The 21,160-nt window shown below is 49.1% G+C and carries 17 protein-coding genes; 9 read left to right on the forward strand and 8 right to left on the reverse strand.

Features of this window, described 5'->3' with window-relative positions:
- Window positions 1–66: 66 nt before the first annotated feature.
- Window positions 67–972 (reverse strand): 30S ribosomal protein S6--L-glutamate ligase, encoded by a 906-nt coding sequence (rimK, locus tag BCF53_RS06040; protein ID WP_132700602.1) that lies wholly within the window; start codon window positions 970–972, stop codon window positions 67–69.
- A 161-nt stretch (window positions 973–1,133) separates the two neighbouring features.
- On the opposite strand from rimK, the gene BCF53_RS06045 reads away from it, so the two are divergent.
- From BCF53_RS06045 to BCF53_RS06055, 3 genes are read left to right on the forward strand one after another with little or no spacing between them, the layout of a single operon-like run.
- Complete coding sequence (locus BCF53_RS06045) at window positions 1,134–1,739, forward strand: hypothetical protein (RefSeq protein WP_132700603.1); 606 nt, start codon at window positions 1,134–1,136, stop codon at window positions 1,737–1,739.
- Window positions 1,720–2,580 (forward strand): LysR family transcriptional regulator, encoded by an 861-nt coding sequence (locus BCF53_RS06050; protein WP_132700604.1) that lies wholly within the window; start codon window positions 1,720–1,722, stop codon window positions 2,578–2,580. Before BCF53_RS06045 ends, BCF53_RS06050 begins: the two co-directional genes overlap by 20 nt.
- A complete protein-coding gene (locus BCF53_RS06055) occupies window positions 2,577–3,836 on the forward strand; it encodes a mechanosensitive ion channel family protein (protein ID WP_243645779.1) in 1,260 nt (419 codons plus the stop codon). The genes BCF53_RS06050 and BCF53_RS06055 overlap by 4 nt, the downstream gene beginning before the upstream one ends.
- Window positions 3,837–3,867: 31 nt before the next feature.
- Here the strand turns inward: BCF53_RS06055 and BCF53_RS06060 are convergent, their stop codons facing one another.
- The 3 genes from BCF53_RS06060 to BCF53_RS06070 form a co-directional block, all read right to left on the reverse strand.
- Window positions 3,868–4,371: an ankyrin repeat domain-containing protein gene (locus BCF53_RS06060; protein WP_165901822.1), complete on the reverse strand. Its 504-nt coding sequence runs from the start codon at window positions 4,369–4,371 to the stop codon at window positions 3,868–3,870.
- Window positions 4,372–4,450: 79 nt separating this feature from the next.
- A complete protein-coding gene (locus BCF53_RS06065) occupies window positions 4,451–5,911 on the reverse strand; it encodes a catalase (protein WP_132700606.1) in 1,461 nt (486 codons plus the stop codon).
- 81 nt (window positions 5,912–5,992) lie between these two features.
- A complete protein-coding gene (locus BCF53_RS06070) occupies window positions 5,993–7,225 on the reverse strand; it encodes an Lcl C-terminal domain-containing protein (protein WP_132700607.1) in 1,233 nt (410 codons plus the stop codon).
- A 156-nt stretch (window positions 7,226–7,381) separates the two neighbouring features.
- Here BCF53_RS06070 and BCF53_RS06075 point away from each other — a divergent pair, with 156 nt between their 5' ends.
- A complete protein-coding gene (locus tag BCF53_RS06075; RefSeq protein ID WP_132700608.1) occupies window positions 7,382–8,629 on the forward strand; it encodes a helix-turn-helix domain-containing protein in 1,248 nt (415 codons plus the stop codon).
- A gap of 3 nt (window positions 8,630–8,632) precedes the next feature.
- Here BCF53_RS06075 and BCF53_RS06080 read toward each other — a convergent pair whose 3' ends face one another.
- Complete coding sequence (locus BCF53_RS06080) at window positions 8,633–9,142, reverse strand: MarR family winged helix-turn-helix transcriptional regulator (RefSeq protein ID WP_132700609.1); 510 nt, start codon at window positions 9,140–9,142, stop codon at window positions 8,633–8,635.
- A gap of 141 nt (window positions 9,143–9,283) precedes the next feature.
- On the opposite strand from BCF53_RS06080, the gene BCF53_RS06085 reads away from it, so the two are divergent.
- The 3 genes from BCF53_RS06085 (at window position 9,284) to BCF53_RS06095 (ending at window position 13,688) form a co-directional block, all read left to right on the forward strand.
- Window positions 9,284–10,456, forward strand: coding sequence for a multidrug effflux MFS transporter (locus BCF53_RS06085; RefSeq protein WP_132700610.1), 1,173 nt, complete (start codon window positions 9,284–9,286; stop codon window positions 10,454–10,456).
- 167 nt (window positions 10,457–10,623) lie between these two features.
- Window positions 10,624–11,736, forward strand: a complete 1,113-nt coding sequence (locus tag BCF53_RS06090; protein ID WP_132700611.1) for an ABC transporter substrate-binding protein — start codon at window positions 10,624–10,626, stop codon at window positions 11,734–11,736.
- 83 nt (window positions 11,737–11,819) lie between these two features.
- The gene (locus BCF53_RS06095) at window positions 11,820–13,688 is read left to right on the forward strand and encodes a sensor histidine kinase (protein ID WP_165901823.1); all 1,869 of its coding nucleotides are present in this window, start codon (window positions 11,820–11,822) and stop codon (window positions 13,686–13,688) included.
- A gap of 134 nt (window positions 13,689–13,822) precedes the next feature.
- On the opposite strand, the gene BCF53_RS06100 is transcribed toward BCF53_RS06095, so the two are convergent.
- Window positions 13,823–14,680, reverse strand: a complete 858-nt coding sequence (locus BCF53_RS06100; protein ID WP_132700613.1) for a 4Fe-4S dicluster domain-containing protein — start codon at window positions 14,678–14,680, stop codon at window positions 13,823–13,825.
- 1 nt (window position 14,681) lies between these two features.
- On the reverse strand, window positions 14,682–17,648 hold the full coding sequence (locus BCF53_RS06105) for a molybdopterin-dependent oxidoreductase (RefSeq protein WP_132700614.1): 2,967 nt from the start codon (window positions 17,646–17,648) through the stop codon (window positions 14,682–14,684).
- Between the two features lie 268 nt (window positions 17,649–17,916).
- Here BCF53_RS06105 and BCF53_RS06110 point away from each other — a divergent pair, with 268 nt between their 5' ends.
- Both BCF53_RS06110 and BCF53_RS06115 read left to right on the forward strand, forming a co-directional pair.
- Entirely contained in the window at window positions 17,917–19,449 is a 1,533-nt protein-coding gene (locus tag BCF53_RS06110; RefSeq protein WP_132700615.1) for a sigma-54 interaction domain-containing protein, read from the forward strand.
- A 144-nt stretch (window positions 19,450–19,593) separates the two neighbouring features.
- Complete coding sequence (locus tag BCF53_RS06115; RefSeq protein ID WP_132700616.1) at window positions 19,594–20,046, forward strand: DUF302 domain-containing protein; 453 nt, start codon at window positions 19,594–19,596, stop codon at window positions 20,044–20,046.
- A 290-nt stretch (window positions 20,047–20,336) separates the two neighbouring features.
- Here BCF53_RS06115 and BCF53_RS06120 read toward each other — a convergent pair whose 3' ends face one another.
- The gene (locus BCF53_RS06120; protein WP_132700617.1) at window positions 20,337–20,705 is read right to left on the reverse strand and encodes a hypothetical protein; all 369 of its coding nucleotides are present in this window, start codon (window positions 20,703–20,705) and stop codon (window positions 20,337–20,339) included.
- Window positions 20,706–21,160 lie beyond the last annotated feature (455 nt).

The raw sequence follows: 21,160 nt of genomic DNA on the forward strand, positions 1-21,160 counted from the left end.
TTACCACCGGAACGTTCACACTCCGGCGAGTCCCCGGTTTTATTTCTTGCCCTGCAATGATCATCGTTAGCCCCTGCCTTTGGTACGGGTGTTGTTAGGTTTTGCGTTTTCTTCAATGAAATCAAAAATCAAACCTGCGACATCTTTATTCGTGGCCAGCTCAATGCCTTCCAGGCCCGGAGAAGAGTTCACTTCCATCACCACCGGCCCATTGTTGGATTGCAGAATATCAACGCCACAGACATTCAGACCCAGCACTCGTGCGGCCTTAACCGCCGTTGCCCGCTCTTCACGCGACAGCCGCACCAGTGTGGCGTTACCACCGCGGTGCAGATTGGAGCGGAATTCACCTTCCGATGCCTGGCGCTTCATAGCCGCCACAACCTTGCCACCGACAACGAAGCAACGAATATCCGCACCGTTTGCTTCGCGGATGTATTCCTGAACCAGAATATTGGCTTTCAAACCCATAAAGGCTTCGATAATGCTTTCTGCAGCCTTATTGGTATCGGCCAGTACAACGCCAATGCCCTGAGTGCCTTCCAGAAGTTTAATGACCAGTGGCGCACCACCGACATTCTTGATCAGGTCTTTCACGTTATCCGGTTTGCTGGCAAAGCCAGTGCGCGGCAAGCCCACATCTTTGCGGGAAAGCAGCTGCAGAGAGCGCAACTTATCGCGTGAACGCGAAATAGCTACCGACTCATTCACGCAAAAGGTGCCCATCATTTCGAACTGACGCACTACCGCCGTTCCATAAAAAGTAATTGAAGCCCCGATTCTTGGAATCACCGCATCGTAAAACGGCAACACTTCACCGTGATAACGCACAGCCGGCCGGGCTCGCGTAATATCCATGTAGCAATGCAATGTATCGATCACATCAACAGTGTGGCCACGCGCCTCACCTGCTTCTTTCAGGCGCTTGGTTGAGTAAAGGGTTTCGTTTCGGGAAAGCACTGCAATTCGCATGTGCAGTCTCCTTCTTGTCAGATTGAATTTGACGCGCATCTTGCTGTCTATGCACTGTGGTGTCGATCAAATATTGTTTGTGGTAAACACAAAAAAAGCTTGTTAGATCTACGCTTAATTATAGGTACTGTTTACTGGCGGAACTGAATGAGAGCAAAAAAATGCCAGCAATCGATACCAACCAGCCATCATCGGCCTTCTACCACAGTGAATATCGCAATTGTGAAATTGTCATTAATTACGTCGGTGAACAGTATTCAGGAGAGTTCAGGGTTCACGGTAAAACGATGGGCAGCAATACGGCTGAGACGTTTGAGGCAACCCTGCAGTCATTGCGTAGCAGTGCCGACCAATACCATTATATGCGTCAGCAGAACCGGGAAGATGGCGTACTTTCCCCTGCGGACTATATTTCAGCAGTGCAGGCTATCTGGAGGCTGCTGAAGCCTTCGCAGCGGCGGCTCTTGCTTTTTCATATGAGTGCAGCAGACTACCAGTGTGAGGTCGATCAGCTGCTGGAAGTCGCGGAATTACATTCAACCATTCAGCTGCTTTTAAGTTATGCTGACATCGCCAGAAAACTCAGCGATGAACTGGCGTATATTCCGCCCACATCGCCGGCGGTGATCGACCCGATCATTTGCGTGTTGATGACGCCTACCGGCGTTCTGACAAACCGCTCTGACTATGACGATATGAGAACGCTACAACTCAGACCAGAGGTTGCAAAAGCACTGGAAAGTATTAATGGATATAGACCTACTTAAGACATTTTTAGAAGTACAACAAATACGCCACTTCGGGCGTGCGGCAGAAAACCTGTTCCTGACTCAAGCTGCAGTCAGCGCCCGAATCAAACAATTAGAGAACATTGTCGGTAGCCCGGTCTTCACCCGCTACCGCAACAATTTGCAGCTTACCGAAACCGGCAGAAGGCTGGTACCGCATGCACAGGCTATTGTCATTGCCTGGGACCGCGCCAAGCAGGAGGTCTCTCTCGACCGCAGCAACGATATTATTCTTGGGGTCGGTGCTATTTCCGGCCTGTGGGATCTGTTCCTGCAGGACTCCCTGAACGAGAGCTACCGAGAGCAGCAAGGCATTGTCTGGCGGGCCGAAGCGCAACCGCAGGATATTCTTGTACGCCGCTTACTCGACCGCACCATGGATGTCGCCTACCTTTATGAGAGCGCGAAACATTCAGATATAAAATCCAAAGCTGTACAGGATATCGACCTGGTTCTGGTTTCCACACCCGGCGTCATCGGTTCTATTGAAGAGGCCCTGAAGCACTATGTGGCTGTCGACTGGGGCACGACCTTCAATATTCAGTTTGCGAAAACCTTCGGCAATGTGCCGGTGTTAATGCATACCCATCTTTCCAGAATTGCCCTTAACTTTCTGCTGATCAATGAAGGCTCGGCCTACCTGCCTTATGAATTGATCAATGACTACCTGGGCGAGCGCTTCCATATCAACCAGGATGCACCCCGGATATGTCGCAGAATTTATGCCTGCTATCATGAAGAAAACAAATACGAAAAACAGATTAGAAAGTTCATCTCGCTTTCAGAGCAACAACTTGAAGAGCAAGGTTCGCACGAATGATTGAATGGCTACTGAGTTTTGAAGAGGTTGACGGCTGGCTAAATATTGGCCACATCATCGCCTGGCTGGCGATCAGCCTGGTGTTTTCTCTGCTGGCACGCCAAGCCGTTTTCATGGCCTGGAGAAGCGCTGTTGCCAATGATCGCATTCTCAGCAACCGCCATATAAAACTCGCGATTCTTCTTTTAATCTGGTTTACCTGCCTGATGATCCTGGGTGGAAAGTATGCCGATGACCCTATGCGTCAGCGGCTGGTCGTTGCGTTTCAATCGCTGGCGTTTTTGTCTGTCGCCATTAACCTGGCGCTGTACATCTTCCCGTCCAAAAAGATAGAACGGCTGCTGCTGTATTCGATAGCGCCGCTCATTGTGCTGAACTTCCTCGATCTGCTCGACCCAATTATTCAGAGCCTCGACAGCTACGCTATCAATACCGGCGAAACGACCATCAGCCTTTACGACATCGTTCGGGTTCTGTACTTCACCGGCATTCTGCTGTGGTTTGGCCGTGAATCCAACCGGGTGGTAAAACAGAAGATCCGAACCCAAAATAATCTGGATTCCAGCACCAAAGAGATTATTGCCAAGCTCTTTGAGGTGGGCTTTATCACCGCCATGCTGATGCTGATGCTCAACATCATTGGGGTCAACATTGCCACACTGGCGCTGCTTGGAGGCGCACTGGGTGTAGGGCTGGGTTTTGGCCTGCAGTCTATTGCCTCCAATTTTGTTTCCGGACTGATTATTCTTATGGACCGCTCACTGTCGATCGGCGACTACATAGAGCTCGATAGTGGCATGAACGGTATTATCCGCGAGCTGAACCTGCGCGCCGTTACCCTTGAAACCTACGACGGTAAAGATGTGGTCGTACCCAACGATGTATTCTTCAGTGAAACCTTCACCAACTGGACGCATAAAAACAACCGCCAGCGTTACGCGATTGAATTCTCCGTCGCCTACAGTACCGATCTGGACCGGCTGTTCCCTTTGGTGAAAGAAATGCTCTGCGAGAACCCCGAGGTATTGTCCGGCCCGGACTATTCAATTGCCGAACAACCGGATATTGAAATCAGCAGCTTTGGCGACAACGGAATTGAGCTGTTGATTGAATTCTGGATGGATGCAGTCGACGATGGCGACAAGCGGGTGGGTGCAGACATCAACTACGCGCTCTGGAAGCTGATTAACAGTCATGGCTTTGAGTTCCCGTTCCCTCAGCGGGAGGTGCGTATTCTCAATCAGGGTGGCAACTGACCCGCACAAAACGTGCAGGCTGGCATAGCAATCAGCCGGGTTTGAACCTGGATTTCAGCATCATCAGGCTCAGGTTTATGAATCTGAGCAGGCTCTTCACTTTAGAGCCTTGATCAACCTGAGGGGACAGCCCGTTCAGGTACGCCAGCGCCTGTTCACGACCAAACATTAACGCCCAATCCCTTGTGTCCATATTGCTTTTGTTTTTTCGGCCGGTATCTGCGCCGAACTGAATAAGCAACTGAAGGATCTCCAGCTTGCCTTTGAAGGCAGCGGCCATCAAAACGGTATTGTTCATAGCATCGGTTGAATTGACATCTGCGCCACAGCGTAACAGCGCTTCGGCACAATCGGCCTCACCGTGATAAACCGCCAGCATTAACGGCGAATAGCCACGATGGTTTTTCGCGTCGATATCCAGGTCAACCTGTTGCGAAAGAAGGGTGACCAGCGCTTTAAAATCACCCGCACGCACACAATCGAAAATATCGGCTTCACTGCGGTAGGTTTCTTTGTAATTGCTCCAGCTTTTCACACAATTCTCTGTTTTCAGTTTCAGTTAAATGAAAATTCATGCAGCCGGCTGAACCGGCCGCATGAACAGGTTTTACAGCTTAGATATCAATATCGGTCATTGACAGGCCAAGCGCTTTCGCAACACCTTCAGCATAAGCCGGGTCGGCACGGTAGCAGTTCACAATGTGACGCTTCTGAATCTCAACCGATGCACCACCCACACTGCGTGCAGTGTTTTCAAACAGCACCTGTTTTTGTTCCGCTGTCATCAGGTTAAACAGATCGCGCGGCTGCGTGTAATAGTCGTCATCGTCTTCACGGTAATTCCAGTTATACGCATCGCCACTCAGCTTCAGAGGCGGCTCGATAAACTCTGGCTGCTCCTGCCATAAGCCCAGGCTGTTTGGCTCATAGGCTTTAGTGCTGCCGTAGTTACCATCTGTACGCATAGAACCATCGCGATGGTAAGAGTTTACCTCGCAACGCGGACGGTTAACCGGAATGTGTGCATGGTTCACACCCAAACGATAGCGCTGGGTATCGCCATAAGAGAACAAACGGCCCTGCAGCATTTTATCGGGTGAGAAGCCAATGCCCGGTACAATGTTGGCTGGGTTGAACGCCGCCTGCTCTACTTCTGCGAAGTAGTTATCCGGGTTACGGTTCAGCTCCATAACACCCACATCGATCAATGGGTAATCTTTGTGCGGCCAAACCTTACTCAGGTCAAACGGATGGAAGCGATAAGTTTCGGCATCGGTTTCCGGCATGATCTGAACTTTAACATCCCAACGCGGGAAGTCTCCGTTTTCGATCGCTTCGTACAGATCCTGCTGATGGCTCTCACGGTTTTTACCCACCAGCTCTTCGGCTTCCTGATCCGTCAGGTTTTCAATGCCCTGTTGCGATTTCAGGTGGAACTTCACCCAGTAACGCTGATTATCGGCACTGATAAAGCTGAACGTGTGGCTACCAAAACCATGCATATGGCGGTAAGTACGCGGAATACCGCGCTCGCTCATCAGAATGGTGATCTGGTGCAGAGCTTCAGGCAGCAGTGTCCAGTAATCCCAGTTGGTGTTTGCACAACGCAGGTTAGTGCGCGGGTCGCGTTTAACGGCGTGGTTTAAGTCTGGGAACTTCAGTGGATCACGCAGGAAGAACACCGGAGTATTGTTGCCCACCAGATCCCAGTTGCCCTGTTCGGTATAAAACTTAATCGCAAAACCGCGAATATCACGCTCGGCATCGGCAGCACCGCGTTCGCCGGCAACGGTCGAGAAGCGGACGAACAAGTCAGTCTTTTTACCCACTTCAGAGAAAATCTTCGCTTTGGTGTACTTGGAAATATCGTGAGTGACCGTGAAGGTACCGTAAGCGCCGGAACCCTTCGCGTGCATACGACGCTCTGGAATTACTTCGCGGTCGAAATGCGCCAGCTTCTCAAGAAACCATGCATCCTGAAGCAACATGGGTCCACGCGGACCTGCAGTTTGGACGTTTTGATTGTCACCAACCGGGCAGCCATTGGCTGTGGTCAGTTTTGATTTGTTTGTCATGTCCCTTCCTTATTTATAAGTTGTTGTGACAATTACATTTTCAATTTTACAGAGATCAACTCTGTTACGGTTTAGATAGGGTTAAGGCTTAGCATCACGAACCAGGCGAACCCAGTTATTAATTGAGATGTAGTCCGAAGCCATATCTGAAGCCAACTCGTAATCTTCCGGGTTCCCTGCTTTCGGATCGCTGCGCTGAGCGCCCGCGCCATGCCAGTCGAAATATTCGGTTGCTTTCGAGTTTTTCTTACTCCACGCCTGAGCAAATGCGATGTACGCACCGGTCCATTTAAAATCGCCCTGGGTCGTACCCGTCCAGAAATAGTAGGCATCGTCAATGGATTCAAATTGTTTCAGCGTTGTATTGAAGTAGTCCGTATTAATCGCAGGAAACGTGGTCTTCTCATAATCAACCAGGCTCTGCAGCTCTTTCGCGTTGGGCAGTCGCCAATCGCTGTAACCGGCCAGTTCCGATTGATCGGCGTATTCCAGCGCCTCAACCCAGTTCATACGTTCGCCGCTGTCATCTTTGGCCCACATCAGCCCAGTGGATTGGTCGGTGACCGTGCCATCGTTATTGTCGACGTATTCCATATCGTAGAGCGTCGTTGTGCCGCGAACTGCGCGAACATAACAACCGGGTACAAACATATTGTCGCTCTTTTTAATTTCTGTACCGTCAAAAAACAGTCCGGATTCGTAGGATTTAATGTGGCCATCGGCAAAGTTAAAGCCAAACACGCCCTGCAGGCCGCCATGTTTGGTGAAATTTTGTACATCGTTTTTTACATACACCGTACTGGAATAAAATTGTCCGGCAAACGGCATACGCTGATCGTATTCGAAATCAAAGTACTCAGTATCGATATAAGGCTTACTTGCGGCCAGGCCGCCATCTTCCGGCAACATCAGTTGGCCATCGAAATGCGCCAATGAATACAGCTCTTTAATGGTGGGTACACGCCAGTCGTCGTAACCACCCAACGTCATGCTTTCAACATGCTCAATGGTATCGGCAAGGTCACGATGGGTAGTATCGTGCGCTTTTTGCCACATCAACCCGGTGTTTAAATCGGTAACCGTTCCGTCACCGTTATCTTTATAGCGAACAGCGTTACCTTCAATAGAGGCATCCTGGCCGGTATAAAAGCTGGAATCAGATTTTGCCAGCACCTTACCTTCGGTATCGTACTGAACCGATTGCATGGTATCGGGCAGAACCGGGGAAGCATCCGCCGCAGCCATGGCAGCGCCACCAGCCAGTAAAACAGATGAAATCAGTGCCTTGCTCAGAGCCGTTTTCTTGGTGTTCATTTGAGTAAACCTCCGTCATTATTTTTGTTCGCGCGGTCTTAACAGCCACGCTGCTTTAATCTAAGATTTACCGACTTTTAAAGCGTCCAAACGGCGGTATTAGGACGCACTCTTCCAACCTTTTTACTCTTCTGTGCTTATTTGGAGCTTTTCTTCTTGCCTTTAGCTGATCGTTTATCCTGGGAATTTAGTATCGTTGGCCTGTCGCTCACCGTCTTTACTCTGGTGAATCTGTTCACTAAAACCCGCAAGCACAACACCGATTTCCTGCTCGCCGTTTGGTTGGTTCTGCTCAACATCCCGCTCATCCATACGGTATTTGCAGGCCTGCGCATTGAAGCGCCATTGTTCAGACTACTCACCAACCCCACTCTAAATCTGCTACAGGGGCCCATTCTTTATTTATATGTACGAATGCTGATCAGCCAGGATTTTAAAACTCACATCAAAAAGGAACTCATTCACTTCCTGCCGTTTGTGCTGTTTTTCCTGATCTTTATTGCCATGCCTCAAAATCACCCAATGATGCCGTTGCCCAACCACCCCGGGCCAGCATTCGCCCCCCCTGCCAGCAAACCGCTGCTTGCCTTTTTGGAGCCATTAATTCACAGCTTCGGACTAATTAACGGCCTAATTTTCATTGGCTACTCCGCGGCGACTGTATTGCTGCTCAGTAAACATCAGAAAACTGTTTCTGAAGTGTTTTCCAGCAACAACAACGAATTAACACTGCGCTGGATATACGCCCTGCCTACAACCTATATAGTGCTGGTGTTACTAAACTTTATTTACGAAAGCCTGTTTAGCGTGACCGCTTACGCCAACCCATTGGCCTCTCATATGTTGTCCTTCCTGTGTATCACCGTGCTGCTGTGCTTTTTTGGTGTGAAGCAAAAACCGGTTTTTTACACAGCCACCAGCCCGTTAATACAGCCTGTGGTGAATCCACCGCAGAGTGAATCTGCACAGCCAGCCCCCGTCAGCCCGGCCGATGAACCGCAATGCTGCACCACGGAAGACGCCGACAATGCCGATGAACAAAACTCAAAAGAAATCATCAGCAGGCTGCACACTTACATGGTTGCCGAAAAGCCGTATCAGGACCCGGACTTTTCCGTATACACCCTGGCCAGTGCCGTCGATATTCCGCGACGCACGCTTTCGGCAACACTGAACAACGGCCTCAACAAAAACTTCTACCAGTACGTTAACGAATTTCGCATCGAAGAAATCAAACAGCTGCTTCAGCAACCACAGCTGCAACACACCAACATACTCGATCTGGCCTTTCAGGCTGGGTTTAAATCGAAATCCAGCTTTAACAGTCTTTTTAAACAACATTGCGGCGTTACGCCGACCCAATTCCGCAAACAGGTGCAGCACCAACAGCAAATCAGCGGTTAACGGTCAGTTGCTGATTTCGTTGTCCTGTTCAATGACGCTCAAAAACCGGGCTAAGAGCTGATCGAGTTGTGCCAGCTCTTGCTCTGTGAATTCGTTTGAAAGTACAGCGTGTACGCGTTGTACTTTGTTAACCGCCTCTTCAATACTGGCCTTACCTTTCTCGGTCAGCGCCACCAGCTTCACCCGGCCATCGCCCTCTTTGGCTGAGCGGCTGATCATGCCCTTCTCTTCCAAGCGGTAAAGCGCCTTAGTCAGGCCACCGGAACTGACCAGCATGTAATCACGCAGCTGCGTTGGCGAAAGCTGATACGGCGAGCCACTGCGGCGTAACGCTGTCAGCAAGCCAAAATCGGAAGGCTGCAACCCATAAACCGACATGATTTTTGCCCGTTCCATATTGTGCAATGCTGAAATCCGATCGATCCGGGGGAATGCGGGCAACAGGTTTTCGTGAGCTTCCGACCAGTTTTCTTTCATCAACGACAGAAAGTTTTCAAATTTCCCGGAACTCATGTCTGACTACTCCTAAAGGTTGATTTAAAATATATCTTGCTGGAAAGATACTTGCAATCTAAAATATTTACCCAGCAAAAGTCACCCTATATCAATGCAAGTGCTAGCCGAATAAGCACATCAGGCAAGGCCCCTTCTCTCATGAAAAAATCCAATTTCGCAATTCTGATGGCCATGGTCATGGCTTCCGGCCCCTTTGCGGTAGACGCCTACCTGCCGGGCATCCCAACGATGGCTGAGTTCCTTGGAACCGGAATAGACGCTGTAGCGACTACCGTCAGCTTCTATATTTTCGGCATGGCGCTGGGTCAGCTGATTGGTGGGCCGATGGCCGATAAGTTCGACAAGCGGAATTTAATCATTATTGGGTTGCTGCTGTATGCGGCCAGCTCACTGGTGATTGCGACAGCCACCAGCTTAGCGGTTATTCAGATCGCGCGAGTATTTCAGGCGATTGGCGGTGGCTTTTCAATTGTCTGCATTGCGCCGCTGGTGCGTATGCGTGAAACCGGAAATGAAGCGGCCAAGCTGTTCTCACTGATTGCACTGATTATGGTGATAGCACCGGCAATCGCCCCAACCATTGGCGCGCTTATATTGCTGGTAGGCAACTGGCAGACCATCTTCTACTTTACGGCGGCTTACTCTGTGTTTGTGGCCCTGCTGGTTTGGCGTTCGCTGCCTAAAAGCCCGGTGACCACCCAACCGGCCGCGGTTGCCGTGCATAAGCGCTATCTTGAAGTTATGAAGAATAAAACAGCCATGCGCTACCTGGCCGTACAGGCCTGTGGCTACAGTGTAATGATGGTATTTGTGACCAACTCTTCGCTGATTTACCAGCATCACTTTGGCCTGAGCGAACAGATGTTCGGCCTGGTTTTCGCCGCCAACACCCTTGTGAACGTTGCCGTTAACCGCCTTAACTCCTACTTACTTAATAGCATTCCGGCAAGCAAACTGTTGCAGATTGCCATTCTGATTCAGGCTGTTTTTGTAGCGGCCTTAATTGTTCTTACCGCGACAGATGCCCCAGTTTCTGTTTATGTTCTCGGCATTATGGGCGCTGTTGGCATGCTGGGGGCCATACCGCCAAACAGCAACTCTCTATTCATCAGCCAGTACAGTGAAAACACCGGTGCTGCATCTGCCCTTTTGGGTTCAGCTCAGTTCGTTGCCGCCTCCCTGGCAGGTGGTTTAAGCACCTTAATGTACAACGGCACACTCTGGCCGCCGGTATTAACAATGACAGCTCTGGTAGTACTCAGTAACCTTTTCCTGCCCAGAGCGGCGTCTTCCAAACTTCAAACAGCATAAATACAACATTCAACAGACAGCCTGTTCTATCCGGAACAGGTTATTTACGGTTTGCGGTCATCTACAAAGCAACTACCCTTTAGTGAGAAGTTTCAACATGGCTGTACAGCCGCCGGAATCTTCATAAACTACTGTTCGAGAACCGGCCAGACACATACTTGGTAAAGATGACTGAGACACTTAAAAGAGCAATCACTCTGGCTTTATGCCTTATAGTTTTATCCTGTACCAGCAGCGATAAAACTATCGACCTTGGCTTCATTGGTGGGCTCACCGGCGGTAACGCCGATTTAGGTGAAGCCGCTCGTAACGGTGCCATTATGGCTGTTGAAGAAGTCAACGAGGCTGGCGGCATCAACGGCATACCGGTAAAGATCATCATCAAAGATGATAACAACCGCGCAGAAAAGGCCCGCGAGGTTGCTCAGGAACTGATCGATCTACATGTGCAGGCCATCATCGGCCCGCTCACCAGCACCACCACCGCAGCGGCTATAGAAGTGACCAACCCGGCCGGGATTGTGGTTGCCAGCCCTACCGCTTCGGCCATTCATCTGGCAGAAATTGACGATCACCTGATCCGTTTTTGCCCAACCTCTAAAGATAACGCCTATTCCTACGCAGAGTTCATTTACCAGACGTTGGGCCACCGTACGCTGTCTGTTGTTGCCGATGCCCAAAACCGAGTCTATTCGGACAGCTGGTATGGCGATTTCAGCACACGCTGGAAAGAACTGGGTGGCGAAATACTGATGTTGGAATTCTTCAACACCAAAAACCAGACGGAGTACAATGCCCTGGCCGAACGGTTACTGTTTGCCCAGCCGGACGGCATCTTATTTATCGCAAACTCCGTGGATGTTGCCCGCTACTCGCAGCAGTTTCGCAAACTGAATGCCGATATACCGTTGATTGCAGCCGAATGGGCAGCAACCCAAAACCTGATCACCCTGGGCGGAATGGCCGTTGAAGGTCTCATCAGCATGCAAATAGTAAATTTCTTCGATACCAGCCCAAAATTTGTGAGATTTGTCGAGTCATACCAGGAACGCTTTGGCACATACCCCAGCTTCTCCAGTATCATTTCCTACGATGCTGCAACTGCTGTGATGAAGGCGCTGGAAATGAAAGGCAAACAAACACTCAAACAATCGCTGCTGGTGAATCAACCTTATGATGGCTTACAGAAGCCATTAGCTATTGACGATTGGGGAGACCTGATAGGCCAGTCAACCTTTGTTATTGTCAGAGACAACGAATACCGACTTTTCGAAAGGTAACTATGAAGCGCCTGTCTTACAGATCTTTTTTCTTTCGAAACATAATGATCGTCTGCTTCTTTTCGCTACTTTTAGCCGGGAGCATGATCTACTTCGTCAACAATTCAGCAATTTCCGAAGAAACGAGAACCCACGCGGAAACGACCACAAAAAAACTGGCCACTGAAACGGAAACCCGACTGACCGAGGCCGAGGACTCACTCTATATTCTGAATCAGGTTGCCCCCCTGCTCGACATTCAGGCGTTTGCAGAGATTATCGACGGCGCCATTCTGGATCATGAGCTGATACGGGCAATTTATGTACTCAACCCTCAAGGGATGACAGTAGCTATTGGTACAAAAGATAAACGCACAGCCCTGCATAACGACTACATCGGCATCGATTTTTCCAACACGCCGCTTTACCAGAACCTGCAACACAGGCACAACCAGTTTATCTGGAGCGATCTTTTCGTCTCGGTCCTTTCTGGCGATACCTCTGTCGGTGTCGGTATCAAAACCAATGAATATGCTGTCATTGCAGAGCTCTCGCTGCAGTCAATTCTGGAAACATTAATTTCCGTGAATGATGAATCCGGCCGGTTATGGGTCATTGACGGGCGCGGCGAGCTGCTGGCAGATACCCGTAACACGGATGAAGCCGGCATTCTGAACGTAAGAACGGTTCAGTTTATGAGCGATGCGGTAGCAGACAAACCGCTCGATGACGTCGTCTACTACGATAATCGCCCCTACCATGCCGCCTATGCAAAATCTGAAAAACTGGGCTGGATGTTTCTTTGGGGTACGCCTTCTGGCCTGCACAACGCCAAGGTTCAAAACCTGATCTACTACATACTGCTGCTTACCACTTCCTTCCTGTTTTTCGCCTTCGTGCTTTCCCCGTTCTGGATTAAGCGCATCTCATCCAACGTTATAAAACTGCGCAAGCAGGCTGAAGCCATTGCTCATAACGAAAGCAACATTGAAACGATTAATTCCAAGGTCTCAGAGTTTCAGGAACTCAGCCAGTACATGCTGGAAATGAACAGCAACATCAGGGCGCGTGAAGATGAATTAAGAGAGTTGAACAGATCACTGGAAAAAAAGGTTGATCAGCGCACCAACGAACTCAGCAAAAAGAATCACGATTTAACCCGCAGCATGGAAGACCTGCACACCCTGCAGGAAGCTCTGGTTCAATCCGAAAAGCTGGCCTCCCTGGGTGGGCTGGTTGCCGGTGTTGCTCACGAACTGAACACCCCTATTGGCAACGCGATCACCTCGCTCAGCAGCCAAATCAGCGAAACCAAAAGCCTGCGCGCTAAAATTCAAAACGGGATGACTAAATCGGACCTCAATCAGTATCTCGATTTCACCGATCTGAGCAGCGATATTTCCTACCGCAACGTAAAGCGGGCTGCCGAACTGGTGACCAGCTTTAAGCACGTGGCCAATGATCAGACCAGCTCGATAAGAAGGGATTTCGATCTGAAAAATGTCGTTAATGACGTGCTGCTAACCTTGCACCCAATGACTAAGAGAACCAGCCACCGGGTTGATGTCAAAATAGAAGACGGCATTATCATGAACAGCTACCCCGGCGTTATCGTGCAGATTCTAACCAACCTGATTACGAATACCTTTACACATGCCTGGCTTAAAAACGAAGGTGGCCTTTTGGTGATCAGTGCAAAGACCATTAAACCGCCAATGTACGAGCACTCGTCACAATGGATTCAAATATCCGTGAAAGACAACGGCGTTGGCATACCCGCCGAATTTGGAAACAGAGTTTTTGATCCCTTTTTCACGTCCAAATCTGGCCTGGGTGGAACGGGCCTGGGCTTAAATATCGCCATCAACGGCGCAAGGCAAATACTTGGCGGTACCCTGAAATACAGAAGTGAGCCTGATCAGGGCTGTGAGTTTTTGCTGTCTGTCCCGCTTAAGGCACCGGATTACAGTTAGTCTCATGCGTCACTCGGCCCGCCATACCCGAATACCTGGTTAGATTTAAAAGCCAATAAAAAGCCAGTACCGAACCCGGCACTGGCTTTCTTCATTTATGGTCAGCGAAAATTAGCTGACAGGGTCAGCGAGAGTTAACTGAGCTTTAAAACCCCAAGGTTCACACTTTCCTTCAATTCAAAGTCTGCGCTGTAACTTTTGCCTTCGGCAGCAATTGAAATGCTGTAAGTGCCGGAGTTCGGTTCAAGCTTGTCGAATTTGAAATCACCGAACCAATCGGTTTTCAGGCTCGCAACCACATCACCGCCCTGCTTCAGGGTGACTTCAGCGCCATCGACACAATCGGTTACGCCGTTCGCATCGGCCACAACCGAGCCGGCCACATGCTCCTTCATAAAGAGGTGCAGGTTTTTATACCAGACGCGCGGCTTGTTTTTAATTTCCGGTTTAAGGCCTTCCAGCCCTTCGCGCTCGGCTTTACTGGCCATTTCCGAATCGGAAACTTTCAGCGATTGCATAGCACCGGTACCGCACGACTGTACACAACGCGGCTCCTTCCAGCCGGCATCGAGCAGGTGCGCATCGAAGAACCATTTTTGCGGAACTTCTTTTTCTTCGTTCCACCAGATGTGGCCGTATGGGCACGCCTTCACCAGTTCTTTTTTACCTTTGGCTTTCACCGGGTCGATAATAACAATGCCGTCTTCGCGCTGATAAATTTCACCGTTCTTCGCCGCTTTCACACAGGTGGCATCGCCACACTGGTTACACATGGTAGGCAGATAGGCAACATCAATCAGCGAGCCGGAACCGCGTTCACGGCGTTTAATATCGATCCAGCGGTGACCGTGGCGTGGCTGCTCTTCGGTGTAACCCGGGAAGGTATTACCACAGTATTCGTCTTTATCGGCCAGGAAACAGTTGTTGCAGTTTTCACACTTATCAACATCAATCACCAGGTTCCATTTTGCTTTAGTATCTTGGGTAGTCATCTTATTCGCCCTCCCAAACTCGAATATTTACAAGACATGAGTTACACGCTGTGGAGTGTGACTTTTTAATAATTGGACGGCTTGGTGTCAGCACGTTCATAGAACCGCCCCGGTCTGGCGATTCACCCGGCTCGCCAATCGGCTCATAAAGCGCAGATGACTCGTAAGAGTGAACGGTGCCTTTTGGTACACGTGATGTTAATTGTGCAGCACACAGTACAGAGCCGCGATCGTTGTGAACTTCAACAATCTGATTTTGAGTAATACCGCGGGCTTCTGCATCTTTATCGTTCAAACGAACAATCCAATAGTAGTAGCCATCAATTTCAACACGGTGGTCAACAATATCGTTAATGTGCGAGTCTTTACCGTCCATCATTGTATGAAAGCTGTAACGACTGTGCGGTGTAATCAATTGCAGTGGGTATTTCTCGTACAGCTCACCCGAGTGTGTTCCTTCCCACGATGGAATGTACTTGGTCATTACCGGGCGCTCCGGATCATCTGGTGCAAAACGCTTTAGGCTGTTACATACAAACTCAATTTTGCCGCTTTGAGTCTGTAAACCCTCGAAGAACTTGGTGGTATCTGCAGGCAGTGGGTTCATCTCTGGCACGTCTTTCTTGCGGCCTTCGTAATACCAACGCCAGGAAACCGGATCACGATCTTCTTCCTTCGGTGGCGGAACAATGTAATAACCCTTCTTCAGGAACTTGCTCCAGGTGGTTACGTCTTTAAGGTCTGTTCCGTAGAACAATCGCTTGGTCCACTCCAGCTCTGAAGAACCTTCAGTGAAGTACGCACCCATGTCCATCTTAGTCGCAATCATCTTAAAGATTTCAAAGTCAGATTTAGACTCACCCAACGGCTCAATACACTTGTGTTGAAGCGTAATAACCCGGTGGTTACATTGGTTGTAGTTGTGGTGGATGTAACCGCCTGAAGAGGCAAACTCACCAATATCCCAACGCTCAAAGTTGGTACAGGCCGGCAGAATGACATCGGCAAACTTGGCCTCACCTTCCATCCAGATAGACTGGTTAATAACCGTTTCAAGATTCTTGTGACGATACATACGCGCATAACGGTTGGTATCGTTCATGGTGCCAAAGTGAGAGCCACCGTACTTGTAGTACATCTTAATTGGCGAGTGACCCGGTGCCGGATAACCAAATTCGAAGAACTGACCTTCAATTTGCGTGGTATCGGTTGGGTAACCGGTTGTGTGACCGTCCATAATGGCTTCAGGAATACGTAAACGAGGTACCTTCTGCTTAACAGGGTTCATGGTCATCACCTGAGGCATACGCTGGTACATGTTAATGCCCACACCGGTACCGGTGTAGTCACCCGATAAACCACCTTCCGCATAACCTGGGAAGAAGAAGCGTGTATCAATAGGCGTACCCTGCTGCAAACATCCCATGTTCACACCCGGCTTACCAATGCCCTGCATGGCCATTAAGCAAACCATGGAACGCGCCCATTCAGAACCCGTTGCCGCACGACCGGCGGAACCAAAGCCCTGAATACCCCCCGCTGCCAGATAAACTTTTTTGCTACCCCATTTACGGGCGAGTGCACGAACGTCGTGTGCTGGAATGCCTGTTTCCGGCTCCTGCCATTCTGGCGTTTTTGGAATGCCGTCTTCGTTACCCAGTACGTACTCTTTCCATTCGGCAAAGCCTTCGGTTTTATCTTCCACGAAGTCTTTATCGTACAAGCCTTCTTGCATCCACACGTACGCAATGGCCAATGCCATGGCGTTACTGGTGCCTGGGTTGTTCGCCAGCCACTTACCACCCAACAAGGCAGCTGTGTGGTTGTAGAACGGATCAATGTGAACAAACTCGATACCCAGCTCTTTTGCCCACAAACGACGCTGAGTACCTTCCATCGCGCCGTATACACCCGAAGTTGACTCAGGGTCTGCCGACCAGAATACGATCATATCGGTATGCTGAAGCGCATCTTCTACCGTGTTGTAGGTATCTGGAGAACCTAAGCGGATGGAGTTACCCCAGTGGTGCATCGCGCCCCAGTAGAAGCCTTCCCAGCTGTCTGGGTTATGAGCCACATAGGTAGTACCAATGGTATTAAAGAAGCGAATACGGCAAGACAACCAGTAACCCAGGTTACCCCAGGTGTGGTGTGAGCCGGTGCCGTTCATGATTGCACCCGGGCCGTGCTCTTCTTTAACGCGCATAATTTCGTTAGCAACGATATCCGTGGCTTCATCCCAGCTGATGCGTTCATAACCGGAAATACCGCGGTTTTGCGGGTTGCGCTCGCCATTCGGGTCGAAGTCGACACGCTTCATGGGGTACAGGATTCGGTCTTTAGAATAGATCGTCGACTTAATACCCTGAGTGTGCGGGCTTACAGTCACTTTCTTAGTTGGCGTAAATTCTTTACCACGCGCTTTAATCGTCCATGGCTCGGCGTCATCTTCGGCTAAGTCCATGGGCGTAATTCGGATAATCTTGCCGTCTTTTACATAAACGAAAACCGGGCCACCGTTGGTGTTGTTGGTATAACGCATGGTGCCGTCTGGCATTTTTATACCGTACTTAACTCGGTTATCGAAAATGGCAGAAAGAATATCCGTGAAATGAACGGCTAAGGTCTCGTTACCACTTGCGCCCATTTTAAACAGCTTGGCCATGTTGATGACGTCCAGGTAATCACGCCAAGGCACAAACATTCTCATGGCATCTCTGGAATCGTTAAATTCCATCACAACATCAGTTGTGTAGTCTTTGCCTGACTTTGAAGTGACCTTGCCACCTTTAAAGGTATAAACACGGCCAATGTTTTCGGTACGAATGCAAATACAGATAGTAAAGTCTTTCTTTGCGACTAACTCCCTGAATTTCTTGTCAGTTTTAGACGTGACTTTAATGGCTTGAACCAAGCCAAGTAGCGTAGCCCTACACTGCTGTTCTGGGGCGAATGATGATAAGTCCATCGCGCGAGCTCCTAGTAGCGGTTATTATTGTGTCACTATGTAAGAGCAATATGCCTGCCAAATCAGTCACTTAGCTGAGTTTGCAAATCAGTTGATCGGGGTCATGTAAATAAAATACACATTTCTGATCCAAGTCATTTTTGTCGCAAAACGACCAAAAACGAGCTTGGATATTTCCCACAAGTTGGAAATATCCTAACGATATATCACAGCTTTTGAGTTACAGTAAGCGCATTCCATCCCGGATAAAAAAAAGAAAAATACTCATATGGATAACAATACCTTTTACCGGAAGGCCATTGAGGCACTCACCGGCAGTTTGAATATTGAGGAAGGCCTGCAGAATTGTGTAGCCTTTCTTGGCACGGTCATCCCCTGCGATATCCTTTCCGTACACCTGTGGGATGAAAACCTGTGCTCACTGAAAATACACGCCACCGCCAACAGCACTCAAGGCCGGTTGTGTAACATCATCATTCCGGTTGAAGAGAGCCAGCGCTACATTCCCCGCTGGGAAGGCGACCTTGGCGTAAAAATAGTCAACCGCTGCGATGATGACCCTATCAGCGCCAAGGTTCAGGACCACCTGAAGCCCATCTATGGCGACTATTGCTATTCGCATATGGTTTCGCGGGTCAAGATTGGCAGTGAGCGTATTTGCGATATCGCCCTGCTCGCCGCCGGAGAAAACCGCTTTACCGATGCACATGCCGAGCTGTTTGCCTCTCTCGACTCGCCTTTTGGCATTGCGGTTTCCAACAGCCTGAAGCACCTGGAAATTCTGCAAATGCACTCCAAACTGGTGGATGAAAACGAAAAGCTGCGCGACCGCATTCAAACCTATACCCATGCGCAGGTGATTGGCAGCAACAGCGGCCTGAAACACACCATGCAGAAGGTGAATGAGGTTGCAGCCACCGATGCGCCAGTGCTGATCACCGGTGAAACCGGTGCCGGTAAAGACATTATTGCCAATGCCATCTGGCGGCAATCGCAGCGAAAAAATCAGCCTTACATTCGCGTTAACTGCGGTGCCATTCCAGAATCCCTGATCGATAGCGAACTGTTCGGCCATGAAAAAGGCGCCTTTACCGGTGCGCGTGAACGTCAGGCCGGTCGTTTTGAGCGGGCTCACAATGGCACAATATTTTTGGATGAAATTGGCGAGCTTTCCAAGGCGGCTCAGGTACGCCTGTTGCGGGTGTTACAGAACGGTGAACTGGAACGCGTAGGCGGCCGCGAAACCATTGAAGTGAATGTGCGCATTATTGCTGCCACCAACCGCGTGCTGGAAGATATGGTCGCCCGGGGCGAGTTTCGATCCGACCTTTACTACCGCCTGTGCCTGTTCCCGATTAACGTGCCCCCCCTGCGCAAGCGTTTGGAAGATATTCCATTGTTTGCCGACTACTTCATTACCCAGTGCAGCAAAAAGCTGCATATCCCCACGCCCACGGTGGCGATTGGCGAAATCAGCAAGCTGCAGAAGCATCACTGGCCGGGCAATGTACGTGAACTGGCCAATGTGATTGAACGCGCGGTCATCAGCAGCCAGGGCACGCCCATGATGTTTGATGTACAGATGCGGAACGACAGCGGCGAATATACCGAACTCACCGCCAACCGCTCTGCTTCTAACGTACCCACGTTAGATGAACTGAACCGCGACCACATTCAAAAGGTACTGAGGCTAACCCGCGGAAAAATTCAGGGGGCTTGCGGCGCTGCCGAACTGCTGGATATTAACCCGCATACGCTGCGCAGTCGCATTAAAAAGCTGGGTATTATTATTGAGAGCTGACATAAGCCACAGGCCAAACATAAACCGGCATGTGACCAGCATCGCAATACTCAAAGAAATCGGGCAAGAAGTTAAGATTTTTATGAACTAATCAAATCAGGCAGCATCTCAACCCAGTGACGTTTTATAAAACCGGAGAAAACCATGAAAACAAAACTGGCCGCTGCCCTGATCACTACCTGTATTTCTGCCTCTGCTATGGCTGCTGAAGGCGTTGTAAACATCGCCGCAAGCAAGAGCGTTGCGGAAACCGCAGATAACCTGGAAAAAGTATTCGCCAGCAAAGGCATGACTATTTTCAACCGCATTAAGCATTCTGAATCGGCAAAGGAAGTGGGTATTGAATTACGCGATACCGAAGTCATTATCTTTGGCAATCCCAAAATTGGTAGCCAGCTGATGAAGTGTCAGCAATCGGTCGCGATTGATTTACCGCAGAAAGCACTGGTCTGGGAAGATGAAGATTCCAATGTATGGATTACCTATAACGACCCGGCCTATTTGGTAGATCGCCACAGCATTGAAGGCTGCGATGAGGTTGTTAATACGGTCAGCAATGCGTTGAGTAATTTGACCAATGCGGCGGCTAAGATGTGACTGACGAAAAGTATAAAGCACTGTTTTTGCAGTGCTTAGTTAGGTAACAACGGCGCGGTTTTTCTTTTATCTGGCGTTTATTTAGTGGGTATCTATTCATGATGCGCTAGAATTTTATTGCAGCATTGTTAGGGTGTCCTAACTACTCATTTGTTGTAGCTTAGACTTAAGCTGACAGTTTTGGCCATGAAGCTGGACAAGGCTTTGCAAGTCTAGCTTCCGAGCCTTTACTCGTTATTGGACAAAAATAAGTTTGGCTAGTGAAAATAACACTACATTGGATTAGTGGCCTATGAAGGAATAACCATAGGAGTGATATAAATCAATAGTGCAATAATGCCAAGATATCTAGGCCTTTCACCTTTTGCATATCCTATCCAAACGAATGGAATAACTAAGAAGAAGCTACATAGATATACTGCGAGTCCTATAAGCCCTGCCCCCAGCCCTTCCAGCCCACTAACATTAGATTGATCAATAGCGAATCCTACACTTATAACTGAAAGTGAGAGTGCCGCAATAAAAAATGAACACTTTCTGTTTTCTAAATCATTATTCTCGATTGATAAATCGACTTTCTTTTTTAAGTGAGATACAAACCAAACAGTTGCCAAAAGGGCTCCAAATCCATATAAAAATATGTATGCCACTATATTCATTGTTTTAAATCCCACTAAGTAATTTGGTTTACGCTTTGATACTGCATTTATTCAAAATCTCGGCAGAAAGGTTAAAGTAGTTCCCCATTAGTAATACGAATCCATTCGTTAGCATTCCTCGGGAGATAAAGCCTAGTTTATAAAAATATTGGATAATCAGTAATCAATCTACCATCTGACGGGTGTACTCTAGGTTAATAGGCTAGAATGAAATTGGACATTTCCGAGTTTGGCTACAAGTTATTTCCGAACCATCACCACTACCTAAAACTACACCAGCGCGTCATTCCGAAATGTCGGACCACCGCGTAGGCGGGAATCTATTCTAAAGGTGGCGCAGAACGATGGATCCCCGCCTCCGCGCACTACTGTCCGGAATAAATTAATGGGATTCTTTGAAAGGGTTGCAGCCTCTGATTTTAACGGGTAGAACCCTCTGACACGACTCAGAAAAT

The organism is Reinekea marinisedimentorum, from assembly GCF_004341165.1.
Classification (GTDB): Bacteria; Pseudomonadota; Gammaproteobacteria; order Pseudomonadales; family Natronospirillaceae; genus Reinekea; species Reinekea marinisedimentorum.

Coding starts and splice junctions, on each gene's coding strand:
- BCF53_RS06070 (WP_132700607.1), bottom strand. CDS start 7,225: ATGAACACCAAGAAAACGGCTCTGAGCAAGGCACTGATTTCATCTGTT.
- BCF53_RS06045 (WP_132700603.1), top strand. CDS start 1,134: ATGCCAGCAATCGATACCAACCAGCCATCATCGGCCTTCTACCACAGT.
- BCF53_RS06105 (WP_132700614.1), bottom strand. CDS start 17,648: ATGGACTTATCATCATTCGCCCCAGAACAGCAGTGTAGGGCTACGCTA.
- BCF53_RS06095 (WP_165901823.1), top strand. CDS start 11,820: ATGATCTACTTCGTCAACAATTCAGCAATTTCCGAAGAAACGAGAACC.
- BCF53_RS06100 (WP_132700613.1), bottom strand. CDS start 14,680: ATGACTACCCAAGATACTAAAGCAAAATGGAACCTGGTGATTGATGTT.
- BCF53_RS06050 (WP_132700604.1), top strand. CDS start 1,720: ATGGATATAGACCTACTTAAGACATTTTTAGAAGTACAACAAATACGC.
- BCF53_RS06055 (WP_243645779.1), top strand. CDS start 2,577: ATGATTGAATGGCTACTGAGTTTTGAAGAGGTTGACGGCTGGCTAAAT.
- BCF53_RS06085 (WP_132700610.1), top strand. CDS start 9,284: ATGAAAAAATCCAATTTCGCAATTCTGATGGCCATGGTCATGGCTTCC.
- BCF53_RS06080 (WP_132700609.1), bottom strand. CDS start 9,142: ATGAGTTCCGGGAAATTTGAAAACTTTCTGTCGTTGATGAAAGAAAAC.
- BCF53_RS06090 (WP_132700611.1), top strand. CDS start 10,624: ATGACTGAGACACTTAAAAGAGCAATCACTCTGGCTTTATGCCTTATA.
- BCF53_RS06120 (WP_132700617.1), bottom strand. CDS start 20,705: ATGAATATAGTGGCATACATATTTTTATATGGATTTGGAGCCCTTTTG.
- BCF53_RS06065 (WP_132700606.1), bottom strand. CDS start 5,911: ATGACAAACAAATCAAAACTGACCACAGCCAATGGCTGCCCGGTTGGT.
- BCF53_RS06115 (WP_132700616.1), top strand. CDS start 19,594: ATGAAAACAAAACTGGCCGCTGCCCTGATCACTACCTGTATTTCTGCC.
- rimK (WP_132700602.1), bottom strand. CDS start 972: ATGCGAATTGCAGTGCTTTCCCGAAACGAAACCCTTTACTCAACCAAG.
- BCF53_RS06110 (WP_132700615.1), top strand. CDS start 17,917: ATGGATAACAATACCTTTTACCGGAAGGCCATTGAGGCACTCACCGGC.